Origin of the sequence: Clostridium paraputrificum AGR2156, from assembly GCF_000424025.1 — a bacterium.
Taxonomy (GTDB): Bacteria; Bacillota; Clostridia; order Clostridiales; family Clostridiaceae; genus Clostridium; species Clostridium paraputrificum.
Genome location: NZ_AUJC01000001.1, coordinates 592,732 through 618,790, shown reverse-complemented (window position 1 = coordinate 618,790; position 26,059 = coordinate 592,732). Strand labels below are relative to the sequence as shown.

Sequence of the window (26,059 nt, the reverse complement as noted above, 5' to 3'; positions counted from 1 at the left end):
TGTGTAAAATATAATTGGTTAGGTGGTGAATTTTGATGAATAATAGTAAAAAAGGGTTAGGAATTATTATTGTATTATTTATTGTCCTAATAGGGGTCTTAATTCTTGGGATTCTTAAAGAAAAGAAAATGCAAAAAGATAGTGAGAGCGTAACTTCAGAATGGGTTGCGTCAAAAGATAATAATACTAGTAAAGAAGATAAGAAGGAAGAAGAAAAGCCTTCAGATGAAGAAAAAAAAGAAGATCAAGAAGCACCAAAAGAAGAAAATAAGGGGCTTTATAGCAAGTTGAAAAATAAGTCTGATGTAAGAATGCTCGTATTAGGTGATGGATTGGCCCTTAGTCAAGGAAGAAATACTACAGCTGGTATGTGGGATAAAGAAATTGCAAATTGGATGACTAATACATATGGTAGCAAGGTGGAATTAGTTTCTCTTGCAAGAGCTGGTGCAACATCAGGAGTAGGTTATGAAGTGGCTACAAATAATGATATAAGTAATTACGATTTAATCATTATTTGCTTTGGACAAAATGATAATAATAAGCTAACTAATATTAATACTTTTAATGCTAACTATCAGGGAATAGTAAATAAGGTAAAAGAAAAAAATCCAAATGGTACAATTTTACCTATATTACCAAGTACATTAGTTGGAGATAACGCATATAGAGTTGCTATACAAAATATTTCGAAAAATAATACTCTTAATGCAATTGATGTAAGTAATGAGTTTGCAAACTCTAGTGTAGCAATAAATCAGCTTGTAGGTAATGGTGGATTACCTAATGATAAAGGTTATGGATTATATATTAAGGCTGTAACTAAGTATATAGAAAGTTCAATGAATTAATTAACGGGGGAACAAAGGATGAAGCTATTTGTAACTGATTTAGATGGAACTTTAGTTGAATATAACAATATAACAGATGAAAATCTTAAAGGAATTAAGAAACTAAATGCTTCAGGAGAGCTTTTAGCAGTTGCAACAGGTAGAGCTTATAATAGTTGTACTTTTTTAAAAGACAAGTATGGAATAAAAGTAGATTATTTAATTCTTTTAAATGGTGGATTAATAATAGACAAGGATGGTAAGGTAGTTCATCATAAAGAAATACCTTATAATACAGTAAATAGTATTATAACTGATGTAAAAAGTGATGATTCTGTAATATCTGTGGAAACAGGATATACTTCTTATGTAGTTTATGGAAGATATAAAGAAGATATAGATTGGAACGGTTTAGAATATGAAGCTTTAGAAAATATAAAGGATGAAAACTTGTCTTTAATTTCTCTTTATTATCCAGAGTCAGATATAGAAGAAGTTGAGAAAATATGTAGATTCATTAATGAAAAATATTCAGATGAAGTAGTTGCATATAGAAACACTTACTTTATTGATGTGGTTCCTAAGGGGTGCTCTAAAGGAGAAGGTGTAAACTATGTAAAGGAAAGAGAAAGTATAGATACTAAGGATACATATGCTATAGGGGATTCTTATAATGATATACCAATGTTTAAAGAAGCAGGAAATAGTTTTACATTTGAAACGTCAGAGGATGGAGTAAAAAAGGAAGTTAAGTACATTGTTAATAGTGTTGCAGAAGCTATAAAAAATTATTGCTTAAAGTAGTATAAAGATAACCAATTTTTATTTGTTGTTTTTTGGAATGATTTTTGATAAAATAGACTATGTTTTTCAAAAATGTAATGGAGGGTTGGATATGCCTGTAAGAATAGCAATACTAGGTGGACCTAGATGTGGAAAGACTACTTTGATGCAACAATTATATGTAGATTTAAAAATTAGAGATATTAATGTAGGTGCAGCTTCAGAATATAGCACTGATTATTTAAGAGATAAAGGTATGATTGAAAATATAGCTGAACAATATGGGATATACCTAGGTCAGCTAAAGTTAGAACAAGAGCTAGAACAATTTGATTATGCAATTACAGACTATGCAACTTTTGTACCATATATATATGGAAGATTTATGCTTGGTGATAAAGAAAGAAGCAAGAAAGAAATTGAAATCTTAAAGGATTTATATGTTCTTGCTTTAAGAGATTTACCTAAGTATGACCATGTATTCTTTGTTCCAAGAGAATTTGGTTACACAAAGGATGGAGTAAGATGGCAAGATGAAGAAATGGCATCTGCAGTAGATAATGCAATACTTAATTTCTTACAATCAGAAAATGTTAAGTATGATGTTATAACTGGCAATACAAAAGAAAGAGCAGAAGCAATATTAAAGAAAATTAATTTAGTATAATAAAGATTTTGATGAAACTCCACTTTATAGTGGAGTTTTTTATATTAAAAAAGAATCTCGGCATAAGCCGAGATCTTTCCTTATCCTTTTTATATCTATTAACTAGGTTATCTTTTTATATTATCCTAGTCTTCATAGTTATGATTATCATCTATTATATCGTCACCTTCATCAAAAAGACTCTCTGTATAATCAAATTCTTGCCATGCTATATTATTTACAGCTATATCATCAACGGCAGGATTAGGAAGAGGTGTGGAATCTCCATTAGGAGCATAGCTTCTTATCTCATCTTCAGTTGGATGATAGTCTGTTCTTACTTTAGGTAAATATGCTTTTTTCTTGCTCATAAAGTATCCCTCCTTAAATTTATATAAATAGTTTTACCTTAAGGAGAGAAAAAAATGCAGTTAAATATTTAAAATCTTTTTATAAAGTGCATCTGCTATTCCATCTTCTTCATTAGAAAGAGTAACATAGTCAGCTTTTGATTTTACATATTGAGAAGCATTTCCCATAGCAACTCCTATACCAGCAAATTGGAGCATATCTATATCGTTATCTCCATCACCAAAGGCAATTACTTCATTTTTTGAAATACCTAGGTGATTGCATAAGGCTTTTAGAGCACTAGATTTGCTACAATTTTTGTTCATAAATTCAAAAATAAAAGAAGCTGTTCTTAATGCATTATATTTTTCAAAGTACTCTTTAGGAATTTTTTTAACTGCCTCATCTAGCTTTTCTTTTTCATCTAAAATCATTGCTTTTATAATAAAGTCAGTATCATTTATATCATTTTCTATATCTATAATTTTAACATCTATATTATTATGCAAAATTTCAGCTTCAGTATATTTGTTCTTTTTGGGTGCAATGCAGCATTTATCAGTAAAACCATGAAATTTAACACCTAAAGATTTAGAAAGTTTATAAATATCTTTAAAATCCTTTCCTGTTATCCCATTTCTAACTATGGGTTCTAAAGTTTTTGTATTATAAATAGAAGATCCATTATAAGTAATAACATATTCATCATAATTTATTAAATCTAATTCTTCTAAATAATTCATAACTCCTTGAAGAGGCCTTCCAGTAGTAATAACTATTTTTATTCCTTTATCTTTAGCTAGTTTAATAGCTTTTTTTGTTTCTTGTGATATTGTATTATCACCTTTTAATAAAGTTCCATCCATATCAAGAGCAATTAATTTAAACATAATAACCTCCCAAAACCAACAAATTCTATGTCTATTATACAGTAAAATGTGGTATAATCTAAAGATGTGTAAAAATATACTTAATGTTAATATAGAGGAGGCATAAGCTTTGGCTGATTATATAAATGAGATTAAAAAAAGAAGAACCTTTGCAATTATTTCTCACCCAGATGCAGGTAAGACTACACTTACAGAAAAGTTCTTATTATATGGAGGAGCTATAAGACTTGCAGGTTCTGTTAAAGCAAGAAAAGCATCTAAGCATGCTGTGTCAGACTGGATGGAGATAGAAAAGCAAAGAGGTATTTCTGTTACATCATCAGTTATGCAATTTAATTATGGTGGACATTGTATCAACATACTAGATACTCCTGGACACCAAGACTTCTCAGAAGATACATATAGAACTCTTATGGCTGCAGATTCAGCAGTAATGGTTGTTGACGCAGCAAAAGGTGTGGAAGATCAAACAAGAAAGTTATTCCAAGTTTGTTCTTTAAGAGAGATGCCTATTTTCACATTTATAAATAAGATGGATAGAGAATCTAGAGATCCATTTGAATTATTAGAAGAAATAGAAAATGAATTAGGCATAAAGACATACCCAATGAATTGGCCTATAGGTTCAGGTAAAGACTTTAAGGGTGTATATGAAAGAGATAATAAAAGAATTATTGCTTTTAATGGTGGGGATCACGGACAAACAGAAGTAGAAGCTATTGAAGGTAATGTAGAAGATGATAAGTTCAGAGAAATTCTAGGAGAAGCTCTTCATGATAAGTTAATGGAAGATATAGAACTTCTAGATATTGCTGGGGATGATTTTGATATAGAAAAGGTTAGAAGTGGAGAATTAACTCCTGTATTCTTCGGGTCAGCATTAACTAACTTTGGTGTAGAACCATTCTTAGAACATTTCTTAGAAATGACTACATCACCACTATCAAGAAATTCAGATATAGGAGAAATTGATCCATTTGATGATAAATTCTCTGCATTTGTATTCAAGATACAAGCTAATATGAACAAGGCTCATAGAGATAGAATTGCATTTATGAGAATTTGTTCAGGTAAGTTTGAAAAAGGTATGGAAGTTATGCACATGCAAGGTGGTAAAAAAATTAAACTTGCCCAACCTCAACAATTTATGGCTCAAGATAGAGAAATAGTTGAAGAGGCATATGCAGGGGATATTATAGGGGTATTTGACCCAGGTATATTTGCAATTGGTGATACTTTATGTTCTCCATCAAAGAAGTTTAAGTTTGAAGGTATTCCAGCCTTTGCTCCAGAACACTTTGCAAGAGTTAGACCAGTAGATACTATGAAGAGAAAACAATTTATAAAAGGTGTTACTCAAATAGCTCAAGAAGGTGCAATCCAAGTATTTAAAGAACTTCACATAGGAATGGAAGAAATAATAGTTGGAGTTGTTGGTGTACTTCAATTTGAAGTTTTAGAATATAGACTTAAGAGTGAATACAATACAGATATTAAGATGGAAAGACTTCCTTATAGATATGTAAGATGGATTGAAAACAAGGATTTAGACCCAGATACTTTAAATCTTACTTCAGATACTAAGAAGGTTAAAGACTTTAAGGATAGAAACCTTCTTATATTCCCAAATGACTGGGGAATATCCTGGGCTTTAGACCATAATAAAGGAATTATTCTTTCAGGTGTAGGAAAAACAGAGTAATAGAAGGTACAAGGTAAGAAGGTACGAAAAACTTCACTAGAAAGCTAGTGAAGTTTTTTTGTTACAATAAACTGTGCGTAGTACTGCTTTTTATTTCATACCTAGTACCTTCTTAGCTATCTAAAGCTGATTTGTTACATAGTAATAATAATATCTTATAGCATCATCTACTATTTCTCCAACAGGCATATTAACATCTAGACTAAAGCCCTTTAATTCATTTAATATTTTTACAGTTGATTTTCTAAGAGCGTAGCTTCTCTTACAATCAAAAGCTTCCTTATCGTTATTAATTACTCCTACAGTAAAGTTGTTAAAAACAGTATCATTTCTAGATTTATCAGATATGGATTTTTCTTTAAGTTGATTAGTGGCGTTCTTTTCAGTTTCATTTGATAATAGTGCTTCATCATCAGGTTCTTGAAAGTTAAAAGTCATAACAGTTCTTGCAGTTGGATCTCTGAAAATTTTTTCCTCCTGATCCCAAACATTATCTAATATTTCTACATCTTCAGAACAAATATCACTGTTCTGTTTTTTCTTGACCATTGCACCAACTCCTTTATGGAAAATATTTACAATATAATTATAATAAATAATATGTCTTATAACAATAAGATTATTTATTTAATGAAAGAATATATTTTTTAAAAGAAGTAAAGAATATTTATTCTTTTAAAAGATTAATAATAAAAACAATATTTTAAAAATAAATAATTTCTAGAGCTATAAAAAATCTTTAATTAAAGTTTTTAAATGAAAAAAGAAAAATTGCTTTAAGAGTTATAGTTTTAAAAACGCTATCATTAAAATTTATTTTTCAAATCCAAATCTTATAAAATCATTCAAGTTAAATTAAGTTGAAATTATCTTTTGAAGTTTTAGAAGAGTATACGGAAAAAATATAAATGAATATACATTTTTCTTGGTAAAAAAGATAATAAAAAATGAATGACAAGAAAAAAAGATTCGACAAGAATAAATAAAGATGTGAATAAGTTTTCATTTACAAAGTAGCTGGTCTAGATAAGTTTGAAGATATTGTAAATGTGCGAAAGAATATTTATTTATAAAAATCTTTGTCGAAGAAAAAATGGAGGGATTGATTGAATTTTTATGATTATAATTTAAAATAGAATATGGAATAAGAAATAATGTTAAATGTTCGTTGTTGTAATGAATAATTAGTAAAACAACTGGAAATATATTTATAATAAAGATTATATATTCTTTATTAACAAATGTAGTTTGGGATGGTAAAATAAATAATGTATGTATATTCGACAATATAATGTTAAAATTTATGGAGGAAAGTAGAATGAATGAAGAAATCATCAAAATTGAAGATATAGTAGATGGGCTGAAAAAGAGATGGCAATTAATAGTTACAATAACTCTTATAGCAACAATTATATCTGCTGTTGTAAGCTTTTTTATAATAAAACCTAAATATGAAGCATCAGCAAAACTATTTGTTGGTAAGGAAGCTACAACAGAAAATTATAATAATAGTGATATAACAATGTATCAACAATTAGTAAAAACATATACAAGCCTTATAAAAACAGAGGATTTAGTTGGTAAGGCATTAAAGGATAATAATATAGATTTAGATCCTAAGATAGTAGTATCGGAATTATCTGCAGAACAAATAACAAATACTCAATTAATGCAGGTTAAGTACATAAGTAAAAATAAAGAAGAAGCAGCTAATGTAGTAAAAGCAGTAACAGATGAATTTATTAAAGAATCATCAGCATTAATAAAGAATGCAGATGTAAAGATAATTGAAAGTGTAAAGCTACCTGAAAATTCAGTAAGTCCCAATAAGAAAATGAATATAGCAATAGCTATGTTACTAGGTTTAATGGTTGGAGTTGGACTAGCATTATTATTAGAGTTTATGGATAACACATTTAAGGACAAAGAGTCCTTAGAAGATATTATAGGAGTACCTGTTTTAGGTGCTATTCCAGATCAAGAAAAGGTTAAATAAAGGAGAATTATATGTTTATAGTAGAAAAGAAACCTAATTCTATAGCTGCAGAAGCTTATAGAACATTAAGAACTAATATACAATATTCATCTTTTGATAAAGAGATAAAAACTATGGTAGTAACAAGCTCTGAGCCTGGTGAAGGAAAGTCAACTACAGCAGGTAATATGGCTTTATCCTTTGCCCAATCAGAAAAAAGTGTTATTTTAATAGATTGTGATTTAAGAAAGCCTTCTCTTCACAGAAAATTTAAGATATCTAATTTAGTTGGTCTATCTGATGTATTAATAGGAAAAGAAAAAATGAATGATGCAGTAAATGAATATAGTGAGAATCTTCATATTTTAACATCAGGTAAATTACCTCCAAATCCTTCAGAAATGCTGGGATCAAAAGCAATGGGAAGACTTTTAGAAGAGCTAAAGAGCAAGTATGATATAATTATACTAGATAGTGCTCCGTTACAAGCTGTAACAGATGCTCAAATCCTTTCTACTAAGGTAGATGGAACAATTTTGGTAGTTAGAGCAGAGAAAACAAAAAGAGATTCAGTACAACAAGCAAAAGCACTTTTAGATAAAGTAGGTGCTAATGTATTGGGAACTGTACTTAATGGTGTTGAAAACACTAGAAAAAAATATTACTACTATTATGGAAATGAAGGTAAGTAAGAGGGCGATTAAATGATAGATATACATTCACATATATTACCTGGAATTGATGATGGTTCAAAAAATATAAATATGACCTTACAGATGATAAAAATGGCAGAAAAGAGTGGAACAAAAGATATAGTTGCCACTCCTCATTTTTGTAGGGGGTATGGAGAAACACCTTATGATGAAGTTAAAAACTTAGTAGGGGAGTTTAATAAGCTTGTAAAAGGAGAAGAGTTAGATATAAACATACATTATGGTCAAGAAGTTTATTATTCAGAACAAATAATAGATGATTATAAAAGTAGTCTTATAGGTACCATTAATAACTCAAGATATATGCTAATAGAGCTTCCTATGAGAAGCTTTGATAGCGAAACATTAGAGGTCATATATGAACTTCAAGTAAAGGGAGTAATTCCAATACTTGCACATCCAGAAAGATATAGACCAATAATAGAGAAACCAGAGAGAATTAATAAGTTTATTAAAGAAGGATTCTTGTTTCAAATGAATGCTGGAAGCATTGAAGGTCAGTTTGGAAATAGTGTGAAGAAAACTGCAGAGATATTATTAGCTAATAATATCTATAATTTTATTGGTTCTGATGCACATAATGATACAAATAGATGTACGGGAATAGCTAATGGAATAGACTTGGCTAAAAAGAAAAGTAAAATTAATGAAGAACTTTTTAGAGAAAGTGGCAGAAGGTTATTAAATAATGAAGATATAGAGTTTATAGGAGAAATGGTAAAAGAAAAAAAGGGGATTTTCTCGTTTTTAAAGTGATTTAATTAAGCATAGGGGGTATAACATTGCAAAATAAAAAAGCAAAAATGTTGACGTTGGTAATAGTGGACCTGTTACTAATATTTTGTTCATATTTTGTAGCTTTTATATTTAGATTCAAATATACGGACATTAGTATAGCAGAAATTGTAGTAATGTATGAAAGTTATATAAGCAAAATATTTTTAATGTCTTTAATATTTATAGGGATATTTATGGCGTTTAAACAATATAAAAGTATTTGGTCTATTGCAAGTATAGATGAATTTTTAAGAGGAATTATAGCAACAGGGTTAGCTACTAGTGTGGTTTTAGTAATATCTTGTTTAGATAAAAGAAGAATTCCGCTAATGGTTACAATAATGGCTGGAATTATGATAATGGTATTTTGCAACGGTATAAGAATAGGTTGGAGAGTAGTAAGAAGAACTTTAATCTTTATTACAGATAGAAGTAATGGAAATTGTAAAAGGGTTTTAGTAGTAGGCGCAGGTGGCGCAGGTGCTCTTGTTGCAAATGAATATAAGAAAAATCCGCAATATAAGAAAAAAGTAGTAGCCTTTGTAGATGACAGTTGGGCTAAAAAAGGAATTTATGTTTCAGGAATAAAAGTTCTTGGTGATAGATATGATATTCCTACAGTAGTAGAGGAACAAAGAATTGATGAAATAATAATAGCTATATCAGAATTAAATGAAGTAGAATTAAAGAGAATTTTAGATGAATGTAAGAAAACAACTGCTCAGGTAAAAATAATGCCTGGAGTTTCAGAAGTAATAGATGGAAAGTTCTCTGTTAAAAAAATCAGAGATGTAGATGTAGAAGACCTACTAGGAAGAGAGCCAATTAAGTTGGATTTTAGTGGTATTTCTAGTTATATAGAAAACAAAGTAATTATGGTAACTGGTGGAGGAGGCTCCATAGGATCAGAGTTATGTAGGCAAATAGCAAGATTTAATCCAAAAGAACTTATAATATTTGATATTTATGAAAATAATGCTTATGACCTACAAAATGAACTTTTAAGAAAATACAAAGATTTAAATTTAAAGACCTTAATAGGATCTGTTAGAGATAGAAAAAGGTTAAATAATATATTTAAAGAATATAGGCCTCAAGTTGTATTTCATGCAGCAGCCCATAAACACGTTCCTTTAATGGAAGATAGTCCAGGAGAAGCTATTAAAAATAATGTATTAGGAACTTTAAACACAGCAGAGCTTGCTAGTGAATATGGAGTAGAAAGATTTGTATTAATTTCTACTGATAAAGCGGTAAACCCTACTAATGTAATGGGGGCTACTAAAAGATTGTGTGAAATGGTTATACAGTCTATTGATAAAGAAAGTGACACAGAATTTGTAGCAGTTAGATTTGGAAATGTATTAGGTTCAAATGGGTCAGTGGTTCCTTTATTTAAAAAGCAAATTGCAGAGGGAGGGCCTGTTACCTTAACACATAAAGATATAACAAGATATTTTATGACAATACCAGAAGCATCACAACTAGTTTTACAAGCTGGAGCCTATGCAAAGGGTGGAGAAATATTTGTTTTAGATATGGGACAACCTGTTAAGATATATGATTTAGCAGAAAACTTAATTAGGTTATCTGGATATATTCCAAATGAAGAAATAGAAATAAAAGTTACTGGTTTAAGACCAGGTGAAAAGCTATATGAAGAGCTTCTTATGGATGAAGAAGGATTAAGTGAGACACCCCATAAGAAGATATTTATAGGAAGGCCTGGAGAATTCAAACTTGAAAAAGTTAAAAGTAATATAAATGAGCTTTTAGATGTAGTTAAGATAGGAAATAAGGAAAAGTTAAGAGAAAAACTACAGGAGGTAGTACCTACTTATAAAAATCCTGATGAGGATAATGAAGTAGCTGCTACTAAAGAAGTTTGGTAATTACAGGAATATAAATATTTGAATTAATATGAAAGGAGACAAAAGTAGATGTTTGTTTCTAAGAATCATAAGTTTAAAAAGTTTGATAATAAAGTTTGGTTAAGTTCACCTACAATGCATGGAGCTGAACTTGAATATGTTACTGAAGCATACAATACTAATTGGATGTCTACAGTGGGAGCTAATATAGATGAAATCGAAAAATTAATTTGTGAAAAAGTTGGATGTAAGTATGCAGTAGCACTTTCAGCAGGAACAGCTGCATTACATATGGCAATGAAGTTAGCAGGGGTACAGAATAATCAAAAGGTTTTTTGTAGCGATATGACTTTTGATGCTACAGTTAATCCGGTTGTATATGAAGGTGGAATCCCAATTTTTATTGATACAGAATATGATACATGGAATATGGATCCAGTAGCATTAGAAAAGGCTTTTGAATTATATCCAGAAGTAAAGGTGGTTGTAGTTGCTCATCTATATGGAGTGCCAGGAAAGATTGACGAGATTAAAGAAATCTGTGATAGACATGGTGCAGTTATTATTGAAGATGCTGCTGAATCTTTAGGAGCAACATATAAAGGAAAAGAAACTGGAAGTTTTGGGACATACAATGCTATTTCTTTTAATGGAAATAAAATTATTACAGGATCATCTGGAGGTATGCTATTAACTGATGACTTAGAGGCTGCCAATAAAGTGAGAAAGTGGTCTACTCAAGCAAGAGAGAATGCTCCGTGGTATCAACATGAAGAATTAGGGTACAACTACAGAATGAGCAATGTAATTGCAGGGGTAGTAAGAGGTCAGATTCCATATTTAGAAGAGCATATTGCACAGAAAAAAGCAATTTATGAAAGATATAAGGAAGGATTTAAGGATCTTCCTGTAATTATGAATCCATTTGATGAAGAAACATCAGAACCTAACTACTGGCTTAGTTGTATGTTAATAAATCCAGAAGCTATGTGTAAACAAGTTAGAGGTGAACAGGAAGTTTTATATATTCCTGAACATGGGAAGAGCTGTCCAACAGAAATTTTAGATACATTAGCAAAATACAATACTGAAGGACGCCCAATTTGGAAACCAATGCATATGCAGCCAATCTATCGTATGAATGGATTTGTAACTAGAGAAGGTAATGGAAGAGCAAAGACAAATGCATATATATCGGGTGGTGCAATTGGACAGAATGGAAAACCATTAGATGTTGGAATGGATATTTTCCAAAGAGGATTATGTTTGCCTAGTGATAATAAAATGACTCATAATGAGCAAAAGCAAATTATTGAAATTATTAAATGGTGTTTTGAGTAAAATTTGGAGAGTTAAATAATGATAAGATATAAAAAGAAAATTTATGAAAAATATATAAAAAGAATTATTGATATAATTTGTTCTAGTATTGCATTGATTCTTTTATCACCAATTATGTTAGTTATAGCACTTCTTGTTAGAATTAAGTTGGGGTCGCCTGTAATTTTTTCACAAGAAAGACCGGGGTTGAATGAAAAGACTTTTCGCTTATATAAGTTTAGAACAATGACTGACCAGAAGGACGAAAATGGAAAGTTATTACCTGATGATGTTAGGTTGACTTCTTTTGGGAAAAAAATGCGATCAACAAGTTTGGATGAGCTCCCAGAATTGGTTAATATTTTAAAAGGAGACCTTTCAATTGTAGGCCCTCGTCCTCTATTGCTTAGTTATTTACCTTATTATACAGAAGAAGAACGTTTGAGGCATTCTGTAAAACCTGGTTTAAGTGGATTGGCACAGGTCAGTGGACGAAATTTTCTTGAATGGGATAGAAGATTGGAAAAAGATGTTGAATATGTGAAAAATATTAGTTTTTTGTTGGATGTTAAGATAGTAATAAAAACAGTTCTTCAAGTTTGCAAACATGAAGGTGTTGCTGTAGACACTAGACAGGTGGAAACAAATTTTGCTGAAGAAAGAATAAAAATTAGAAATTAAATATTAGTTGGGAGATTATGTTATGGAAATAAATGTTCTTATATTAAGTTGCGGAACGCGAAATAAGATAGTCCAGTACTTTCGTAAGGAAATCAAGGGAATTGGTAAAGTGGTATGCACTGATATGAGTAATATTGCCCCTGCCTTGTACGAAGGGGATAAGTATTATATAGTACCACGTATGACAGATCCAGAATATATGAATGTGATTTTTGATATTTGTAGAAAAGAAAATATTACAGCTATTTTTAGTTTAATTGATCCAGAACTCAGTTTGTTAGCAGCAAATAAAGAGAAATTTATGGAATTGGGAGTTACTGTTATTGGTTCTTCTTTTAGTTTGTGTGAAATGAGTCTTGATAAAATGATGATGTATGAATGGATGGTTAATCATGGATATAAAACAGCTAGAAGTTATATAGATAAGGATCTATTTCATAGAGATGTAGCTGCTGGTCATATTTCTTATCCTGTGTTTGTTAAACCGGTTAGGGGAAGTGCATCAGTCGCAATTAATAAAGTTGACAATAAAGAAACGATAGAATTACTTTTTGCTCATGAAGATAATTTAATGATTCAAGAATATTTACCTGGACAAGAAATTGGTGTGGATGTATATATTGACATAATTACAGGGGAGATTATATCAATTTTTACAAAGAAGAAAATTATTATGAGAGCTGGAGAGACAGATAAAGCAGTTTCTTTTAAAGATAAAAAACTTTTTGAGATTATAGAGCAATTTGTATCTGATGCAGGTTATCGTGGACAAATAGATATAGATGTTTTTGATATAAATGGCGAATATTATATATCTGAAGTAAATCCAAGATTTGGTGGTGGTTATCCACATGCTTATGAAAGTGGTTGTAATCATATAGAAATGATTATTAAAAATCTGCAAGGAAAACCAAATTTGAAAAATATAGGTGATTATGATGAAGGAATTTATATGATGAAGTACAATGAAGTGATGATAAAAAATAATAAATAGTATTTAATTATTTGAGTTGTAGGAGGAGATATGGCAAAACGTATAATGATAATTGATCATTTCAGTCAAACACCAGAAGAACCTGGTAATAATAGATTTATATATTTGGCTACTATACTTTCTAGAGAGGGATTTGATGTTGAAGTCGTTACAACAGATTTCTCACATAAAAATAAAAAGACGAGAATAAGAAATAAAAAGTCTCTTTTAGAAGTGCCATATAAATTTCAAATGCTTCAGGAACCTGGATATTATAAAAATGTTTCATTAAGGAGGTTTTATAGTCACTATATTTTTGGAAAGAATCTTAAAAAATATTTAAAAACGGTAAAAAAGCCTGATTTGATTTATATTGCAGTTCCATCGTTGAATGTGGGTTCTGTTTGTGTTAAATATTGCAAAAAGAATAAGATTCCTTTAATTACAGATATTCAAGATTTATGGCCAGAAGCTTTTAAATTAGTTTTTAATATTCCTGTGTTAAGTTATATAATATTTGCACCGATGATGCATATTGAAAATAATATTTATAAGGAGTCTAAACGAATTGTAGCTGTTTCTGAAACATATAAATTAAGAGGCCTGAAGAATTGCATTAATGATTCAAATGGTATGTGTGTTTATTTGGGTACAGACTTAGAAGAATTTGATAAAAATGTTAATAATATAATAGTTAAAAAAAATGAAGATGAATGTTGGATTACTTATGTAGGTACACTTGGTATAAGTTACAATATTAAAATAATTATTGATGCTCTTGATGCTTTGTCAGACCGTTTACCTCAAAATGTTATATTTAAAGTTTTTGGGGATGGTCCGCAAATGGAACAGTTTGAAAAATATGCCATTAAAAAGGGGGTAAGGGCAGAATTCAAGGGAAGGATAGATTATCCACATATGGTTGCTTATTTATCTAAGTCAGATATTGCAGTAAATCCTATTGCAAAAGGGGCTGCACAAAGTATTATAAATAAACATGCAGATTATGCAGCAGCAGGGCTTCCGGTTGTGAATACGCAAGAATGTGAAGAGTACAGAAGCTTAATTAATAAGTATAAATGTGGTATTAATTGTGGCGTTGATTCTATTTCAGATGTGGCGGATGCCATTGAAAAACTAATAAATGATAAAGAATTGCGCAAAAAAATGGGGTGGAATTCCAGAAGAATGGCAGAAGAGCGATTTAATCGAAGTTATACGTATATGAAGATAGTTGATGAGATTGAGAGGGTTTGTAGGAGATAGATGAAAAAGTTATTAATTATGGCATCTTTATTTTGGCCACAAAAACATGGCGGTGGTCCAACAATAAGTATATGGAATTTGGTACATGCAATTAAAGATCAATTTGATATTTATGTAATCTCTAAAAATCATGAATTAAATGATAAAGAGCGACTTCCTGGAATAGAAGATGGTTGGAACAAGTTCGAATTTGGAAATGCTTATTATACACGTTATGGACACCATTCTGTAAAAGAAATAATAGAATTGATTAATGAAGTAAAACCAGATATTATTTATCAAAATAGTTTTTTTAGTTTTGATGATTTGTGGCCAGTACTTCTGTATAGAAAAACACATCCAGAAGTAAAAGTTATAGTAGCACCAAGAGGTGAATTTTATCCGGAAAGAATTAAAGTAGGACACTTAAAAAAGAAGATATATGGTAGATTACTTAAATTGTCGGGATTGATTAAAGATGTTTTTTTTCAAGGAACTGCTGAAGAAGAATGTGTGCAGATTAAAGAATTTCTAGGCGTACATTTAGAAAAGATATATAATATTCAAAATATTTCTATTATGAAGCAAGAAAATGAAAATATTGAAAAAAAAAGAGGTAAACTTGATTTGGTATATATTGCTCGTATACATCCAACTAAAAATACGCTAAAGGCGTTAGAGTATCTTAAAGAACTGGAAGGAAATATTACATATGATATTTATGGAGCGATTGAAGATGGAAAATATTGGGATGAGTGTTTGAGAGTGATTAGAGAATTACCAAGTAATATAAAAGTATCATACAAAGGCATAATAAATCATGACAGTGTGGCAGAAACTTTAATTAAATATCATGCATACTATATGCCAACGGATGGAGAAAATTTTGGACATTCTATAGTAGAAGCAATGTTAATGGGGCGTATTATTATAATTAGTAATCATACACCTTGGACAGATGTAAATCAATATGGTGGTTATGCGATTCCAGTAGAAGACAAGAATAAGTATGTGGAAATACTTAATTACTTGTGTGATATAGAACAAGATATATATGAAAAAAGATGTAATTCTATTCGATCATTTATTATTAATAGATTAAATATTCAAGAAACAATAGAAAAATATATAAAAGCATTTGATAAAGAAAAATGATTAGTAAATTTTTTATGCTTTTGTATAACTCAATAAGATATGTAAGGAATATAGATTAACGAAATATTTTATATGTTGATAGATGTAGTAGAATAAAAAGGATGTATTGAGTATATAAAAAAAGTTCAGTCTGTAGTAATGTGGAAATAAACGTAAGAGGAAAGTTTGATGTAAAAAACAGGGAAAAGTGTTTTTTTGATACCACATTTATAATTACATCTAGATATAAAATTGAAATTTGTAATAGAATTATTTTTTACTACTAACTTAATAGTATATGATGATGACCATAAATTTAAAAAGGTATAAGTATAAAATGATAAATTTCAAACTGATTCTGTTACAATAATTTTGAAGTATTGTGATTGGGGATAATTGTGTTACTTCTGTGAGAAGTATTGTAAAAGAAAAAAATGAAATAATATAATAAAAAAGAGAAATATAATGACCATCTCTATTCATTTGAGTGGTGGACAGGAGGCAAATTAATTTGAAGTGTAGGATTCTTTTAAAAGTAATTTTTACCAAAATATTTAAAAAATTTCCTAAACTAATAACTGACGAGAAACACTCTAAATTATTATTTTGGATAATGTTTGGGTATATTCCTGATTTGAAACATCCGAAAACAATGAATGAATATATTTGTGCTTCTAAGATAAAAGATGATAAGCTTGAATACTGGAAGTATACAGATAAGTATGAAGTTAGAAAATATGTTGAAAAAACGATAGGTAGTAAATATTTGAATAATGTTATTGGAATTTATGATTCTTTTGATGAAATTAATTTTGAAGATTTGCCAAATAAGTTTGCACTAAAAGCTACCCATGGATCATCATACAATGTGATTGTAAAAAATAAGAATAAATTGAATAAATTTGCCGCAAAAAAAAGTTTTGATAAATGGTTAAAAGAAAATTTTTATTATAAAGATAGAGAGAAAAACTACAAAAATATTAAACCAAGAATAATGTGTGATGTTTTTCTTCAACCACAAGATGGTGAATTAGAAGAATATAAGTTGTTTTGTTTTAAAGGAAAAGTTGGCTTCATTCAACATAATAAAGAAATAGGTAAAAATAGATATTCTAATATATTTTCTCCTGAATGGGAATTGCTTGGTGTAAAATATGGATATAGTGGTTTTGAAAATGATAAAAAACCGAATAATGGAGATGAACTTGTGTTTTTAGCTGAGAAATTGGCTAAGCTTTTTGAGTTTGTAAGAGTAGATCTTTATAACGTGGATGGACGAATTGTTTTTAGTGAGTTGACATTTCATTCGGGGGGAGGGTTGATTCCTTTTAACCCTAAGGAATATGATAGAAAGTTTGGAGAGTTATTAGGATTATAAAGCTATGGAAAGAATAAATAGAAATAATAAAGTAGTATCTGCAATGATTCACTATATTCAACATTATAACCCAGAAAAATATTGGAAGATGAGGGGAGTTGTAATTTCTCCATCAAGAGGTGGAATACACAAACTTATACAGATTATATATCTTTTTAGAATAAAAAGAATGGATGCATTTAATAATGCATCTATGGGAACGGATATTGGGTTCGGAGCTCATTTTGAAACTCCTCCGCATTTGCAACATGGATTAAACGGAATAATAATATCTCATTATGCACATATTGGGAAAAATGCATGGATTGCTCAGCAAGTTACTATTGGACAAGCTATTGATAGAAATGTTGCACCTACAATAGGTGATAATGTAATCATAGGAACAGGGGCAAAAATCTTTGGAGATATTAAAATTGGCAATAATGTTACAGTGGGAGCGAACGCAGTAGTCACGCATGATATACCGGATAATTGTGTTTGTGGAGGTATTCCTGCAACAGTAATAAAATATAAAGAAAAGATGGAATAGTATTATGAAAATTCTTTTGTTAGGTTCTTTGATTTCTTCTGAAGAAGTAGAAAAATTTAATAATAATAGTAAAGAAAAAGCTTCTGTAGCTCCAATTAATTATGAAACTATGTTAGCAAAGGGGTTAATTGAAAATGGAGTGGATCTAGAGGCGTTGAGTGTACCGCCAGTTGCGGCATATCCCCATAGTGTATATAAAAAAATAGATGCAAAGAATGAAATTGTAGAGAAAAATATTCTTGTTCAGTGGATACCATTTATTAATATTCAAGGGATAAAACAATATACAATTCAAAAAAGCACAAAAAAATTTTTGAAAAAATGGTTAGATGAAAATAAATATGTTAAAGATAAAATTGTTATTATGTATTCGATTTATCCACCATATTCTAAACCAGCTATAGATCTTTGTAAAAAATATGGATGTCATTTAAGTACCGTGATTACAGATTTACCTGAATATATGTATTCGTGGAAAAAAATGAAGGGAATTAAAGGATTATATTCAAAAAAAATATCGAAACAGATGTTAAGTTTGCAAGATAAATGTGATAGTTATATTCTTTTTACAAAACCAATGGCTAAACGAATGAATATTGAAAATAAACCGTATCTTGTATCAGAAGGATTTAGTGATTTCAGCATTTTTAATGAGATTGGCAATGTAGAAAAATATAAAAAGAAAACAATTGTATATGGTGGAAATTTGAGCAATCTTTATGGAATAAGAAATTTAGTAGATGGTTTTATGCTTACAGATCTTAATGTAGAGCTTCATCTATATGGTTCTGGTAGAGATTCTTCTTATATAGAAAATTGTGCACAAAAAGATAATAGAATTAAATTTAAGGGAATGGTAAAAAGAAAAGATTTGTTAGAGGCATTAAAAAAAGCTCATCTTCTTGTAATTAACAAACCTACTAATGATGATTATAGTAACTATTCTTTTTCATCAAAAATTTTAGAATATATGTCATCAGGTACACCTATATTAACAACTAGAGTTGGGGGAATGCCTAAAGAATACTATGAATATTGTTATTTTATCGATGATGAGAGTCCAGAAGGAATTGCGGAAGCAATCAAAAACACAATTACATTAAGTGGAAGTTTATTGAGAGAAAAAGGCATGGATGCAAGAGATTTTACAAATAATAAAAAAAATCACAAATCGATGACAAAAAAAATTGTTCGATTTTTGAATGAACAAATTTATGGAGAGAGATAATGAAAATAAAATATACATCTATTATAGCGTTAATTCTTTTTTTAATATTTTTAGGGGTTGCTGGATTAGAAAATTATTTTGTGATTATTGCGTTAGCTGTTATTTCACTGATTGGTATTTCAAAGAATGACTTGAAGAAGGCGGTTGGAACTCTATTACCTATTCTCGTTATTCATACCATAATTTATTATTATAATTATTCTACCATTTCATTAGATTGGGTAGCAAAAAATCTAATTAATCCTGTTATATTATGTTTTTTAGGATATTGGATGACATTGAATATGAAATCAGATAAAGGACCAGCAAAGGTTATGATAATAGGTCTATTTATGCATGGTGCTTTAAATGTTTTACTATATGTAATGAATCCAGCATCAATGGTTGACCGCTCATTAGTTAATATTTGGGGAGGATCAATAACGGCTACTTTACAAAATATATTATTTATTCCTATTGTAAGCTTATTATTTTATGGGCTATATATTGTACATAATAAAATAGAAAAAGTTTTTATTATTGTAGCAATATTAATTGCTATATATTGTACATTTATTTCCGCTTCTCGCACCTTACTTTTCTTAATTGTTATTAGTTTTTTTATTGTTATGATTCTAAATTTCAAAAAGAATAAATATAAAAATTTGAATATATTAATTTCGATGTTTCTATTAATAATTATTTTGTATGTAGTTTATGAATTTGATTTAATGGGAGTGAGAACATGGATTGAATCATCAAGTTTAGTTGGAAGAATATTAGGAGGAATAAATAGTAAAGACAGTGTATTAGAAAATGTACGATGGGAAATGAACCTTAAAGTTCTTGCCTCCTTATCAAGTAATCCATTTGGAAAAATTACAGTAGTTAATTATGCTCATAATTTATTTCTTGATATTGCAAAATATACGGGGATAATTCCGGCACTATCAATATTTGTGTGGTGTATAACTGAGATAGTAAAATATTATAAACATGTAAAGGTATCATCAAATGAGTGGGATATTAATCTATTTTCAATATCAGTGTGTTTAATGATTGTATTTTTTTTGGAGCCAGTTTTAGAGGGGATACCAATTATTTTTGGCGCTTTTTGTTATTTGTGTGGAATAATGAAAGCTAGAAGAGGGATGTATATCAAATGAAATGTGTAAATATTGGAAGTGATTATCAAATGAATAAGCCAATAGTTTCTATAATAATGCCTGTATACAATACAGAGAAATTTATAGAGGAAGCTATAAAGAGTGTTATTAATCAAAAATATCGTAATATTGAATTAATCTGTGTAAATGATAAAACTCCAGATAGAGCAATTGAAATATGTAAAAATTATCAAAAAAAATATTCAAATATAAAAATAATTGAAAATGAAGAGAATATGGGTTTGGAATTTACTAGAAATCGCGGGATGGAGGAAATGACAGGTAAATATGTAATGTTTTTAGATTCTGATGATACTATTGATGATAATATGGTTGAAAAGATGGTGAATATTGCGGAGAAAAATGAATCACAAGTAGTACTGTCAGCATATTCAATGATAATTGATGGTAATGATAAACCCGTTCTTGCAAATATTTCAGATATGGAATGCTTAAATATATCAGATTTCTCTAAACTATTATTAGATAAATTGGAATGGAGAATATTGTGTTGTGTGGGATCTAAGTTATATAGAGCAGACGTAATAAAAAAAAATCATTTAAGATTTGATAGAAAATATAAGTATAATGAAGATGGGGGATTTATTCTTTCATTTTTACTTTTATGTAATAAAGTGAGTTATATAGATGAACCTTTTTATAAATATCAAATCAGAAAAAGTGGCTCTATAATGTCTTCCTATAGGCCTGAAGTTTTTTCAAGTATTATTAAAGTAAATGAGTTATTACGAAGAATATTTATAAATAATGGTATATATAATACAAAACAAGAGTTGTATTACAGAAAGCTTTTTTTTCTAATATTAGATAGTTTAAGGAACGAGGCGAAATATGGTGATTTTGATAGCTATAATGAAACGTTGAAGACAATAAGAAACTATGAAGACTATGAAAAAATGCAGAAGTCACTAATTAAATCAAATATTTTAGGAATAAAGCAGAAAGGAGTATTAATTTGTATGCGATTAAATTTATATAATATATTATATCGCATTATCAAATAATGAAGACTAGAATGAGAAATTATCATTATATATTTTGGACAAAGTATTATGAATTTATATTTAATTCAGGAAGAAAAAATAATTTGAATGATATTTATATGTTTCACTCAATTTGTGATGGAGAAACAAATCCTAAAAAATTTGAATCAAATAAAATCTCTTTTGAATTATTTATTAGAGAAGAGTTGAAGTATAAGAAAGCTGTTTCTATAGAAAATATTGTTCGGGAGAAAAACAGTGGAAAATTTGCAATATCATTTGATGATGTTTTTTTAAATTTTTTCACAAATGCGTATCCTATTTTGAAAAAATATCAGATTCCGTTTACATTATTTGTTTCCACTGGTCTTTTAGATACGCCTGAATATTTAACGAAAGAAGAATTGAAAATTTTGTCACAAGATAAATTATGTACTATTGGAGCACATACAGTAAATCATGTTAGATTACGAACTACTAAGGATTCCTATAATGAAATAGTAGCATCAAAGAATGAATTAGAAAAAATTATTGGAAGAAATATACTATATTTTGCTTATCCATATGGAAGTATATTCGCTTGCTCAAAAAGAAACATACGAGAAGTACGTAAATCAGGTTTTTCAGCGGCTTTTTCAACAATAAGAGGAAGTATTCCTTTAAATATAGAGAAATATAGGTTTTTTTTACCTAGGAAAAATGGAGATCATTATGTAAAAAAACTTGAAGAAAGGGGGGGGATATATGAATCCAACAATTGTAGCAGTAGGATATAATAGACCAGATATTTTAAAAAGATTGTTGCATTCTATAGAAAATGCAAAATACAATACTAATAATGTTAACTTAATTATAAGTATTGATAAGGCTTCTAATGAAATGGAAGTAGTTAAAGTAGCAGAAGAATTTATATGGTCACATGGTAAAAAAATAATCAGAAGATTTCCTGAGAGACAAGGATTACGAAAACATATTTTACAGTGTGGTGATTTAACAGAAAAATATGGGGCAGTAATTATTCTTGAGGATGATTTAATAGTATCAACTAATTTTTATGAATATACAATTGCTGCATTAAATTACTATGAAAATGAAAAATGTATTACAGGAATTTCACTGTATAGTCATGAATGGAATGGATATGCCAGAAAAAACTTTGTTACAGTTGCAGATCAATTTGATACCTATTTAGGTCAATTTAGTATTACATGGGGACAGTGTTGGACAGATAAATGGTGGAGACAGTTTAAGCAGTGGTATAAAGACCATGAAGACAAATTAGAAGAAAATTATAAAATACCGTCAAATATAAATCGTTGGTCAGATAAATCTTGGGGAAAATATTTTGTGAATTATATAGTAGAAACAAATAAATTTTATGTAATTCCAAGAGTATCTTACAGTACAAATTGTTCTGATGTTGGTGAACATGTGAGAGTTGCAGATAATGTTCATCAGGTTAGGTTGATGACAGGGAATGTTGAATCGTATTATTTTGCGCCAGTAAATCAAGCACAGAAATATGATATTTTCTTTGAAAATCTTAAATTAGAAAATCAATTTGAAAAAAAAATTTGTGACGAAGGAATAGTTATTGATTTAGCTGGATATGGTCGTAAGCAAAATGGAAAAAGATATTTGCTTACAACATTGGAGCTTCCATATAAAATTTTAAAAAGCTACGGCCTACAATTAAGACCATATGAAATGAATATTATGTATGATATTCCGGGGGAAAATATTTTTTTATATGATACAAAGAGAGCCGAAAGGAAAAGAAATAAGAAGAAAAATTTAATACATGTTATTCGTTATGAAGTGAGAGGATTTTCTGTCAGAGATTTTATACCTTATATTACTTTCTTGGTTAAACAATCGTTAAAAATTAAATTTAGCAAAAAAGGAAAAATATAGATATGAATAAAAAAAAGTTAAAAAATAATAAAAATATTTTGAAGTTATATACAAATTATAAAAAGACAATGTGTATTTTACTTACACATTTTTCACCTGTCATTGCAACAAAATATGTTTATAAATATAACACAGGGAAAAAGCTAGATTTAAGGAATCCCAAAACATTTAATGAAAAAATACAATGGTTAAAGTTATTTGGTGATCAGAAATTAATGATACGGTGCGCTGATAAATATGAAGTTAGATTTTATGTTGAAGAAAAAGGTTGTCCTAATATACTAAATGAACTTTATGGGGTATATAATGATGTAGAAGATATTGATTTCGAAAAGTTACCACAATCATTTGTCTTAAAAACTAGCGATGGATGTGGTACTAATATTATTTGTCATGATAAAGAATTGCTTGATGTAGAAAAAACTAAAAAACAATTAAGTTATTGGATGACTCATAAATATGGATGGGAAACTGCTGAAATCCATTATTTAAAAATTAAACCTAAAATAGTTTGTGAAAAAATTATTGAAACAGTTGATGGTACATTACCGAATGATTTTAAATTTTTTTGTTTTAACGGGGAACCTAAATTTTTTTATTATGGGTATGATAGAGAAAATGGATTTAAGAAACTTCATTGTGACTTAAATTGGAACATTATTAATATTACTAGGGAAAAAGCAACCTTATCTCCAAATGATATTATTATACCAGAATGTTTTGATGAAATGATAAAATATGCGAGAATTTTATCTGAAGGAATTCCATTTGTTCGTGTTGATTTTTATGATAGTAAAGGACAGGCTGTTTTCGGTGAAATGACATTTACACCAACAGCTGGAATGTCGGAAATTTATAATGAGGAAGCAGCAAAATGGATGGGAGAAATGATAGAGTTGTATAAAGAGGAAAAAATAAATGTTTGATATTGGAATTATTGGGGGAATGGGTCCAGCAGCCACAGCCGAATTATTTAAGAGAGTTGTTCTTTATACATTTGCAAAAAATGACCAAGATCATATTAAGATGTGTATTTTAAATGATACTACAATTCCGGATAGAACGGAATACATCTTAAATAATGGAGAATCACCATTATCTAAGCTGTTAAATAATATAGAAATCGCTAAAAATATAGGATGTAAATATTGTGCAATTCCATGTAATACAGCGCACTATTTTTTTCAAGAATTTGAAAGCATAGAAGGAATAGAATTTATTAACATGGTTAAAGAAACGTGTCAGTATGCTGCAGATATATATTCTAAAAAAGTAATTTGTGTGTTAGAAACACTTGGTACAATTAATGGAGATATATACAAAAAAATAGGTGGTGAATTTGGAAATATAGTATATCCGTCTTCACAGACAAATGATTATGTTATGAATATTATTAGATTAATCAAAGCTGGAAATCAGGATTTAGAACAATTATCAAGCAACATGGTTAAGTTGTTGAAAAAAGAGTTCTACTTTGAGAATACGGTGTTTGTGTTGGCATGTACTGAATTGTCATTATTGTTGCCATACGTTAAAGGTGATTTCATTGATGCAATGGATGTATTAGCTGGAATAATTTTATCAAAAAGCAAAAAAACTTTTAATACAGAGACTTTTAAATTATGTAGTAGCTATTTTAATAACATAAATTAACAAATTAAAGGAATGATTGTAATGATGAAATTGAAAATTAGTAAAAGTCGTTTTTTACAGAATACGAGTTGGATTGTAGGAGCAAATATTGTTCAAATGATAGTATCATTTGTTGTTGCTATGATATCAGCACGTTATTTAGGGCCATCAAACTATGGTATTATAAATTATGCAGGGGCTATAGTATCCTTTTTTACATCAATTGCAAGTCTAGGTATGGAAGGTGTTTTAGTTAATGAGTTCACAAGCACAAAATATAAAAACACTGAAGTTCTTGGAACATCTTTAGTGATGGGGTTAGTATCTAGTGTATTGTCTAGTATAGTTGTAGTGATTTTAGTTGGGACATTAAAACATTGGGATTCAACAATAATTATGGTTACGTTTCTGCAATCTTTAACACTTGTATTTAAAGCCTTTAATGTTTTTGACTATTGGTTTCAGTCAAAATTATTATCAAAGTATCCATCCATTATTAGATGTATTTCATACATGGTAATGTCGATGTACAAGATTTTTTTATTAATTACAAATAAAAGTGTTGTGTGGTTTGCATTTTCGTTAGGCGTAGATACATTATCTATTGCTTGTGGATTAGTTATTTATTATTTTTTAATATCAAAAGAAAAAATTTTGTTTAATGTAAATATTATTAAGCCAATATTGGTCCAGAGTGCTCCATTCATAATTTCAGGTATGGTTAGTGTAATATATACACAGATTGATAAGATTATGATTGAACAAATTCTTTGCGATAGTACACAAACAGGATTGTATTCAGCAGCATTAACTGTTTGTTCTACATGGATGTTTTTACCACAGGCTTTTATTACATCAGCAAGACCAGTTATTCTTGCAATGAAACACAATAATGATGATAGATATTTAATTAGGTTAAGACAATTATATTGTTTCATTATTTGGGGATGTATAGCTGTAGTAGTTTCTATAACACTATTTGCACCATTAATTATATACACATTGTATGGAACTGCATATATAGGAGCAGTGAAAACATTGCAAATTGTGATTTGGTATACAATTTTCTCTATGATAGGAACTGCAAGAGGTATTTGGATTATCTGTGAAAAAAAGAATAAATATGTATGGCGATATATGATTGTTGGATCTGTTATCAATGTTGTATTAAACGCTACTTTGATTCCTATTATGGGGATAAATGGAGCTGCATTAGCAACTGTTATTGCACAGTTTACATCAGCTATTATAGCACCAATATTTTTCAAAGAAACAAGAATACATACTAGATATGTGTTAGAATCATTTATATTTAAGGGGATAAAGTAAATGATAAGG

26 protein-coding genes are annotated in these 26,059 nt (G+C 29.1%); 23 read left to right on the top strand and 3 right to left on the bottom strand.

The genetic code is table 11. The features are described 5' to 3' along the window. Positions 1–35 precede the first annotated feature (35 nt). The 3 genes from G594_RS0102970 to G594_RS0102960 all read left to right on the top strand — a co-directional run bounded on the left by G594_RS0102970 (position 36) and on the right by G594_RS0102960 (position 2,280). Entirely contained in the window at positions 36–851 is an 816-nt protein-coding gene (locus tag G594_RS0102970; RefSeq protein WP_027097199.1) for an SGNH/GDSL hydrolase family protein, read from the top strand. A gap of 18 nt (positions 852–869) precedes the next feature. Further along, positions 870–1,634 (top strand): Cof-type HAD-IIB family hydrolase, encoded by a 765-nt coding sequence (locus tag G594_RS0102965; protein ID WP_027097198.1) that lies wholly within the window; start codon positions 870–872, stop codon positions 1,632–1,634. Between the two features lie 91 nt (positions 1,635–1,725). After that, a complete protein-coding gene (locus G594_RS0102960) occupies positions 1,726–2,280 on the top strand; it encodes an AAA family ATPase (RefSeq protein ID WP_027097197.1) in 555 nt (184 codons plus the stop codon). A gap of 125 nt (positions 2,281–2,405) precedes the next feature. Here G594_RS0102960 and G594_RS0102955 read toward each other — a convergent pair whose 3' ends face one another. Beyond that, positions 2,406–2,630, bottom strand: coding sequence for a hypothetical protein (locus tag G594_RS0102955; protein WP_027097196.1), 225 nt, complete (start codon positions 2,628–2,630; stop codon positions 2,406–2,408). 60 nt (positions 2,631–2,690) lie between these two features. Further along, positions 2,691–3,500 carry a Cof-type HAD-IIB family hydrolase gene (locus G594_RS0102950; protein ID WP_027097195.1) on the bottom strand — a complete coding sequence of 270 codons (810 nt, stop codon included), beginning with the start codon at positions 3,498–3,500 and terminating at the stop codon, positions 2,691–2,693. A 109-nt stretch (positions 3,501–3,609) separates the two neighbouring features. On the opposite strand from G594_RS0102950, the gene G594_RS0102945 reads away from it, so the two are divergent. Then, positions 3,610–5,202 carry a peptide chain release factor 3 gene (locus G594_RS0102945; protein ID WP_027097194.1) on the top strand — a complete coding sequence of 531 codons (1,593 nt, stop codon included), beginning with the start codon at positions 3,610–3,612 and terminating at the stop codon, positions 5,200–5,202. Positions 5,203–5,322: 120 nt separating this feature from the next. Here G594_RS0102945 and G594_RS19510 read toward each other — a convergent pair whose 3' ends face one another. After that, a complete protein-coding gene (locus tag G594_RS19510; RefSeq protein ID WP_051195893.1) occupies positions 5,323–5,751 on the bottom strand; it encodes a hypothetical protein in 429 nt (142 codons plus the stop codon). A 769-nt stretch (positions 5,752–6,520) separates the two neighbouring features. Here G594_RS19510 and G594_RS0102935 point away from each other — a divergent pair. The 19 genes from G594_RS0102935 (at position 6,521) to G594_RS0102845 (ending at position 26,050) form a co-directional block, all read left to right on the top strand. Further along, complete coding sequence (locus G594_RS0102935) at positions 6,521–7,198, top strand: YveK family protein (RefSeq protein WP_027097193.1); 678 nt, start codon at positions 6,521–6,523, stop codon at positions 7,196–7,198. A gap of 11 nt (positions 7,199–7,209) precedes the next feature. Next, entirely contained in the window at positions 7,210–7,869 is a 660-nt protein-coding gene (locus G594_RS0102930; RefSeq protein WP_051195892.1) for a CpsD/CapB family tyrosine-protein kinase, read from the top strand. A 12-nt stretch (positions 7,870–7,881) separates the two neighbouring features. Then, positions 7,882–8,646, top strand: coding sequence for a tyrosine-protein phosphatase (locus tag G594_RS0102925; protein ID WP_027097191.1), 765 nt, complete (start codon positions 7,882–7,884; stop codon positions 8,644–8,646). Between the two features lie 47 nt (positions 8,647–8,693). Then, positions 8,694–10,559, top strand: a complete 1,866-nt coding sequence (locus tag G594_RS0102920) for a polysaccharide biosynthesis protein (RefSeq protein WP_034865859.1) — start codon at positions 8,694–8,696, stop codon at positions 10,557–10,559. A 48-nt stretch (positions 10,560–10,607) separates the two neighbouring features. Beyond that, entirely contained in the window at positions 10,608–11,879 is a 1,272-nt protein-coding gene (locus tag G594_RS0102915) for a DegT/DnrJ/EryC1/StrS family aminotransferase (protein ID WP_027097189.1), read from the top strand. Positions 11,880–11,897: 18 nt separating this feature from the next. Then, positions 11,898–12,539, top strand: coding sequence for a sugar transferase (locus G594_RS0102910; RefSeq protein WP_027097188.1), 642 nt, complete (start codon positions 11,898–11,900; stop codon positions 12,537–12,539). Between the two features lie 22 nt (positions 12,540–12,561). Then, complete coding sequence (locus G594_RS0102905; RefSeq protein WP_034865807.1) at positions 12,562–13,533, top strand: ATP-grasp domain-containing protein; 972 nt, start codon at positions 12,562–12,564, stop codon at positions 13,531–13,533. 30 nt (positions 13,534–13,563) lie between these two features. Beyond that, positions 13,564–14,778, top strand: coding sequence for a glycosyltransferase family 4 protein (locus G594_RS0102900; RefSeq protein WP_027097186.1), 1,215 nt, complete (start codon positions 13,564–13,566; stop codon positions 14,776–14,778). Further along, a complete protein-coding gene (locus G594_RS0102895) occupies positions 14,779–15,912 on the top strand; it encodes a glycosyltransferase family 4 protein (RefSeq protein WP_027097185.1) in 1,134 nt (377 codons plus the stop codon). Between the two features lie 490 nt (positions 15,913–16,402). After that, complete coding sequence (locus G594_RS18245; protein WP_051195891.1) at positions 16,403–17,269, top strand: ATP-grasp fold amidoligase family protein; 867 nt, start codon at positions 16,403–16,405, stop codon at positions 17,267–17,269. Between the two features lie 4 nt (positions 17,270–17,273). Further along, positions 17,274–17,798 (top strand): serine O-acetyltransferase, encoded by a 525-nt coding sequence (locus tag G594_RS0102885; RefSeq protein WP_051195890.1) that lies wholly within the window; start codon positions 17,274–17,276, stop codon positions 17,796–17,798. A gap of 4 nt (positions 17,799–17,802) precedes the next feature. Continuing rightward, positions 17,803–19,026 (top strand): glycosyltransferase, encoded by a 1,224-nt coding sequence (locus G594_RS0102880; protein ID WP_027097183.1) that lies wholly within the window; start codon positions 17,803–17,805, stop codon positions 19,024–19,026. Next, positions 19,026–20,171, top strand: coding sequence for a hypothetical protein (locus tag G594_RS0102875; RefSeq protein ID WP_027097182.1), 1,146 nt, complete (start codon positions 19,026–19,028; stop codon positions 20,169–20,171). Before G594_RS0102880 ends, G594_RS0102875 begins: the two co-directional genes overlap by 1 nt. Next, on the top strand, positions 20,168–21,196 hold the full coding sequence (locus tag G594_RS0102870; RefSeq protein WP_027097181.1) for a glycosyltransferase family 2 protein: 1,029 nt from the start codon (positions 20,168–20,170) through the stop codon (positions 21,194–21,196). Before G594_RS0102875 ends, G594_RS0102870 begins: the two co-directional genes overlap by 4 nt. Beyond that, positions 21,196–21,951, top strand: a complete 756-nt coding sequence (locus G594_RS19505; RefSeq protein ID WP_081663527.1) for a polysaccharide deacetylase family protein — start codon at positions 21,196–21,198, stop codon at positions 21,949–21,951. The genes G594_RS0102870 and G594_RS19505 overlap by 1 nt, the downstream gene beginning before the upstream one ends. Then, on the top strand, positions 21,920–23,089 hold the full coding sequence (locus tag G594_RS18235; RefSeq protein WP_051195889.1) for a glycosyltransferase: 1,170 nt from the start codon (positions 21,920–21,922) through the stop codon (positions 23,087–23,089). The genes G594_RS19505 and G594_RS18235 overlap by 32 nt, the downstream gene beginning before the upstream one ends. 2 nt (positions 23,090–23,091) lie before the next feature. Next, positions 23,092–24,015 carry an ATP-grasp fold amidoligase family protein gene (locus G594_RS0102855; protein ID WP_027097179.1) on the top strand — a complete coding sequence of 308 codons (924 nt, stop codon included), beginning with the start codon at positions 23,092–23,094 and terminating at the stop codon, positions 24,013–24,015. Beyond that, positions 24,008–24,742 carry an aspartate/glutamate racemase family protein gene (locus G594_RS18230; protein WP_051195888.1) on the top strand — a complete coding sequence of 245 codons (735 nt, stop codon included), beginning with the start codon at positions 24,008–24,010 and terminating at the stop codon, positions 24,740–24,742. Before G594_RS0102855 ends, G594_RS18230 begins: the two co-directional genes overlap by 8 nt. 12 nt (positions 24,743–24,754) lie before the next feature. Continuing rightward, on the top strand, positions 24,755–26,050 hold the full coding sequence (locus G594_RS0102845; protein WP_081663524.1) for an oligosaccharide flippase family protein: 1,296 nt from the start codon (positions 24,755–24,757) through the stop codon (positions 26,048–26,050). Positions 26,051–26,059: the final 9 nt, after the last annotated feature.

What these genes read in the sequence shown, in the direction of transcription:
- G594_RS0102970 (WP_027097199.1), top strand. Translation starts at nt 36, where the DNA reads ATGAATAATAGTAAAAAAGGGTTAGGAATTATTATTGTATTATTTATT.
- G594_RS0102880 (WP_027097183.1), top strand. Translation starts at nt 17,803, where the DNA reads ATGAAAATTCTTTTGTTAGGTTCTTTGATTTCTTCTGAAGAAGTAGAA.
- G594_RS0102870 (WP_027097181.1), top strand. Translation starts at nt 20,168, where the DNA reads ATGAAATGTGTAAATATTGGAAGTGATTATCAAATGAATAAGCCAATA.
- G594_RS0102930 (WP_051195892.1), top strand. Translation starts at nt 7,210, where the DNA reads ATGTTTATAGTAGAAAAGAAACCTAATTCTATAGCTGCAGAAGCTTAT.
- G594_RS0102895 (WP_027097185.1), top strand. Translation starts at nt 14,779, where the DNA reads ATGAAAAAGTTATTAATTATGGCATCTTTATTTTGGCCACAAAAACAT.
- G594_RS0102920 (WP_034865859.1), top strand. Translation starts at nt 8,694, where the DNA reads ATGTTGACGTTGGTAATAGTGGACCTGTTACTAATATTTTGTTCATAT.
- G594_RS0102925 (WP_027097191.1), top strand. Translation starts at nt 7,882, where the DNA reads ATGATAGATATACATTCACATATATTACCTGGAATTGATGATGGTTCA.
- G594_RS0102910 (WP_027097188.1), top strand. Translation starts at nt 11,898, where the DNA reads ATGATAAGATATAAAAAGAAAATTTATGAAAAATATATAAAAAGAATT.
- G594_RS0102960 (WP_027097197.1), top strand. Translation starts at nt 1,726, where the DNA reads ATGCCTGTAAGAATAGCAATACTAGGTGGACCTAGATGTGGAAAGACT.
- G594_RS0102885 (WP_051195890.1), top strand. Translation starts at nt 17,274, where the DNA reads ATGGAAAGAATAAATAGAAATAATAAAGTAGTATCTGCAATGATTCAC.
- G594_RS18235 (WP_051195889.1), top strand. Translation starts at nt 21,920, where the DNA reads ATGAATCCAACAATTGTAGCAGTAGGATATAATAGACCAGATATTTTA.
- G594_RS0102965 (WP_027097198.1), top strand. Translation starts at nt 870, where the DNA reads ATGAAGCTATTTGTAACTGATTTAGATGGAACTTTAGTTGAATATAAC.
- G594_RS0102875 (WP_027097182.1), top strand. Translation starts at nt 19,026, where the DNA reads ATGAAAATAAAATATACATCTATTATAGCGTTAATTCTTTTTTTAATA.
- G594_RS0102905 (WP_034865807.1), top strand. Translation starts at nt 12,562, where the DNA reads ATGGAAATAAATGTTCTTATATTAAGTTGCGGAACGCGAAATAAGATA.
- G594_RS0102935 (WP_027097193.1), top strand. Translation starts at nt 6,521, where the DNA reads ATGAATGAAGAAATCATCAAAATTGAAGATATAGTAGATGGGCTGAAA.
- G594_RS0102900 (WP_027097186.1), top strand. Translation starts at nt 13,564, where the DNA reads ATGGCAAAACGTATAATGATAATTGATCATTTCAGTCAAACACCAGAA.
- G594_RS0102950 (WP_027097195.1), bottom strand. Translation starts at nt 3,500, where the DNA reads ATGTTTAAATTAATTGCTCTTGATATGGATGGAACTTTATTAAAAGGT.
- G594_RS0102915 (WP_027097189.1), top strand. Translation starts at nt 10,608, where the DNA reads ATGTTTGTTTCTAAGAATCATAAGTTTAAAAAGTTTGATAATAAAGTT.
- G594_RS19505 (WP_081663527.1), top strand. Translation starts at nt 21,196, where the DNA reads ATGAAGACTAGAATGAGAAATTATCATTATATATTTTGGACAAAGTAT.
- G594_RS0102955 (WP_027097196.1), bottom strand. Translation starts at nt 2,630, where the DNA reads ATGAGCAAGAAAAAAGCATATTTACCTAAAGTAAGAACAGACTATCAT.
- G594_RS18230 (WP_051195888.1), top strand. Translation starts at nt 24,008, where the DNA reads ATGTTTGATATTGGAATTATTGGGGGAATGGGTCCAGCAGCCACAGCC.
- G594_RS0102855 (WP_027097179.1), top strand. Translation starts at nt 23,092, where the DNA reads ATGAATAAAAAAAAGTTAAAAAATAATAAAAATATTTTGAAGTTATAT.
- G594_RS0102845 (WP_081663524.1), top strand. Translation starts at nt 24,755, where the DNA reads ATGATTGTAATGATGAAATTGAAAATTAGTAAAAGTCGTTTTTTACAG.
- G594_RS19510 (WP_051195893.1), bottom strand. Translation starts at nt 5,751, where the DNA reads ATGGTCAAGAAAAAACAGAACAGTGATATTTGTTCTGAAGATGTAGAA.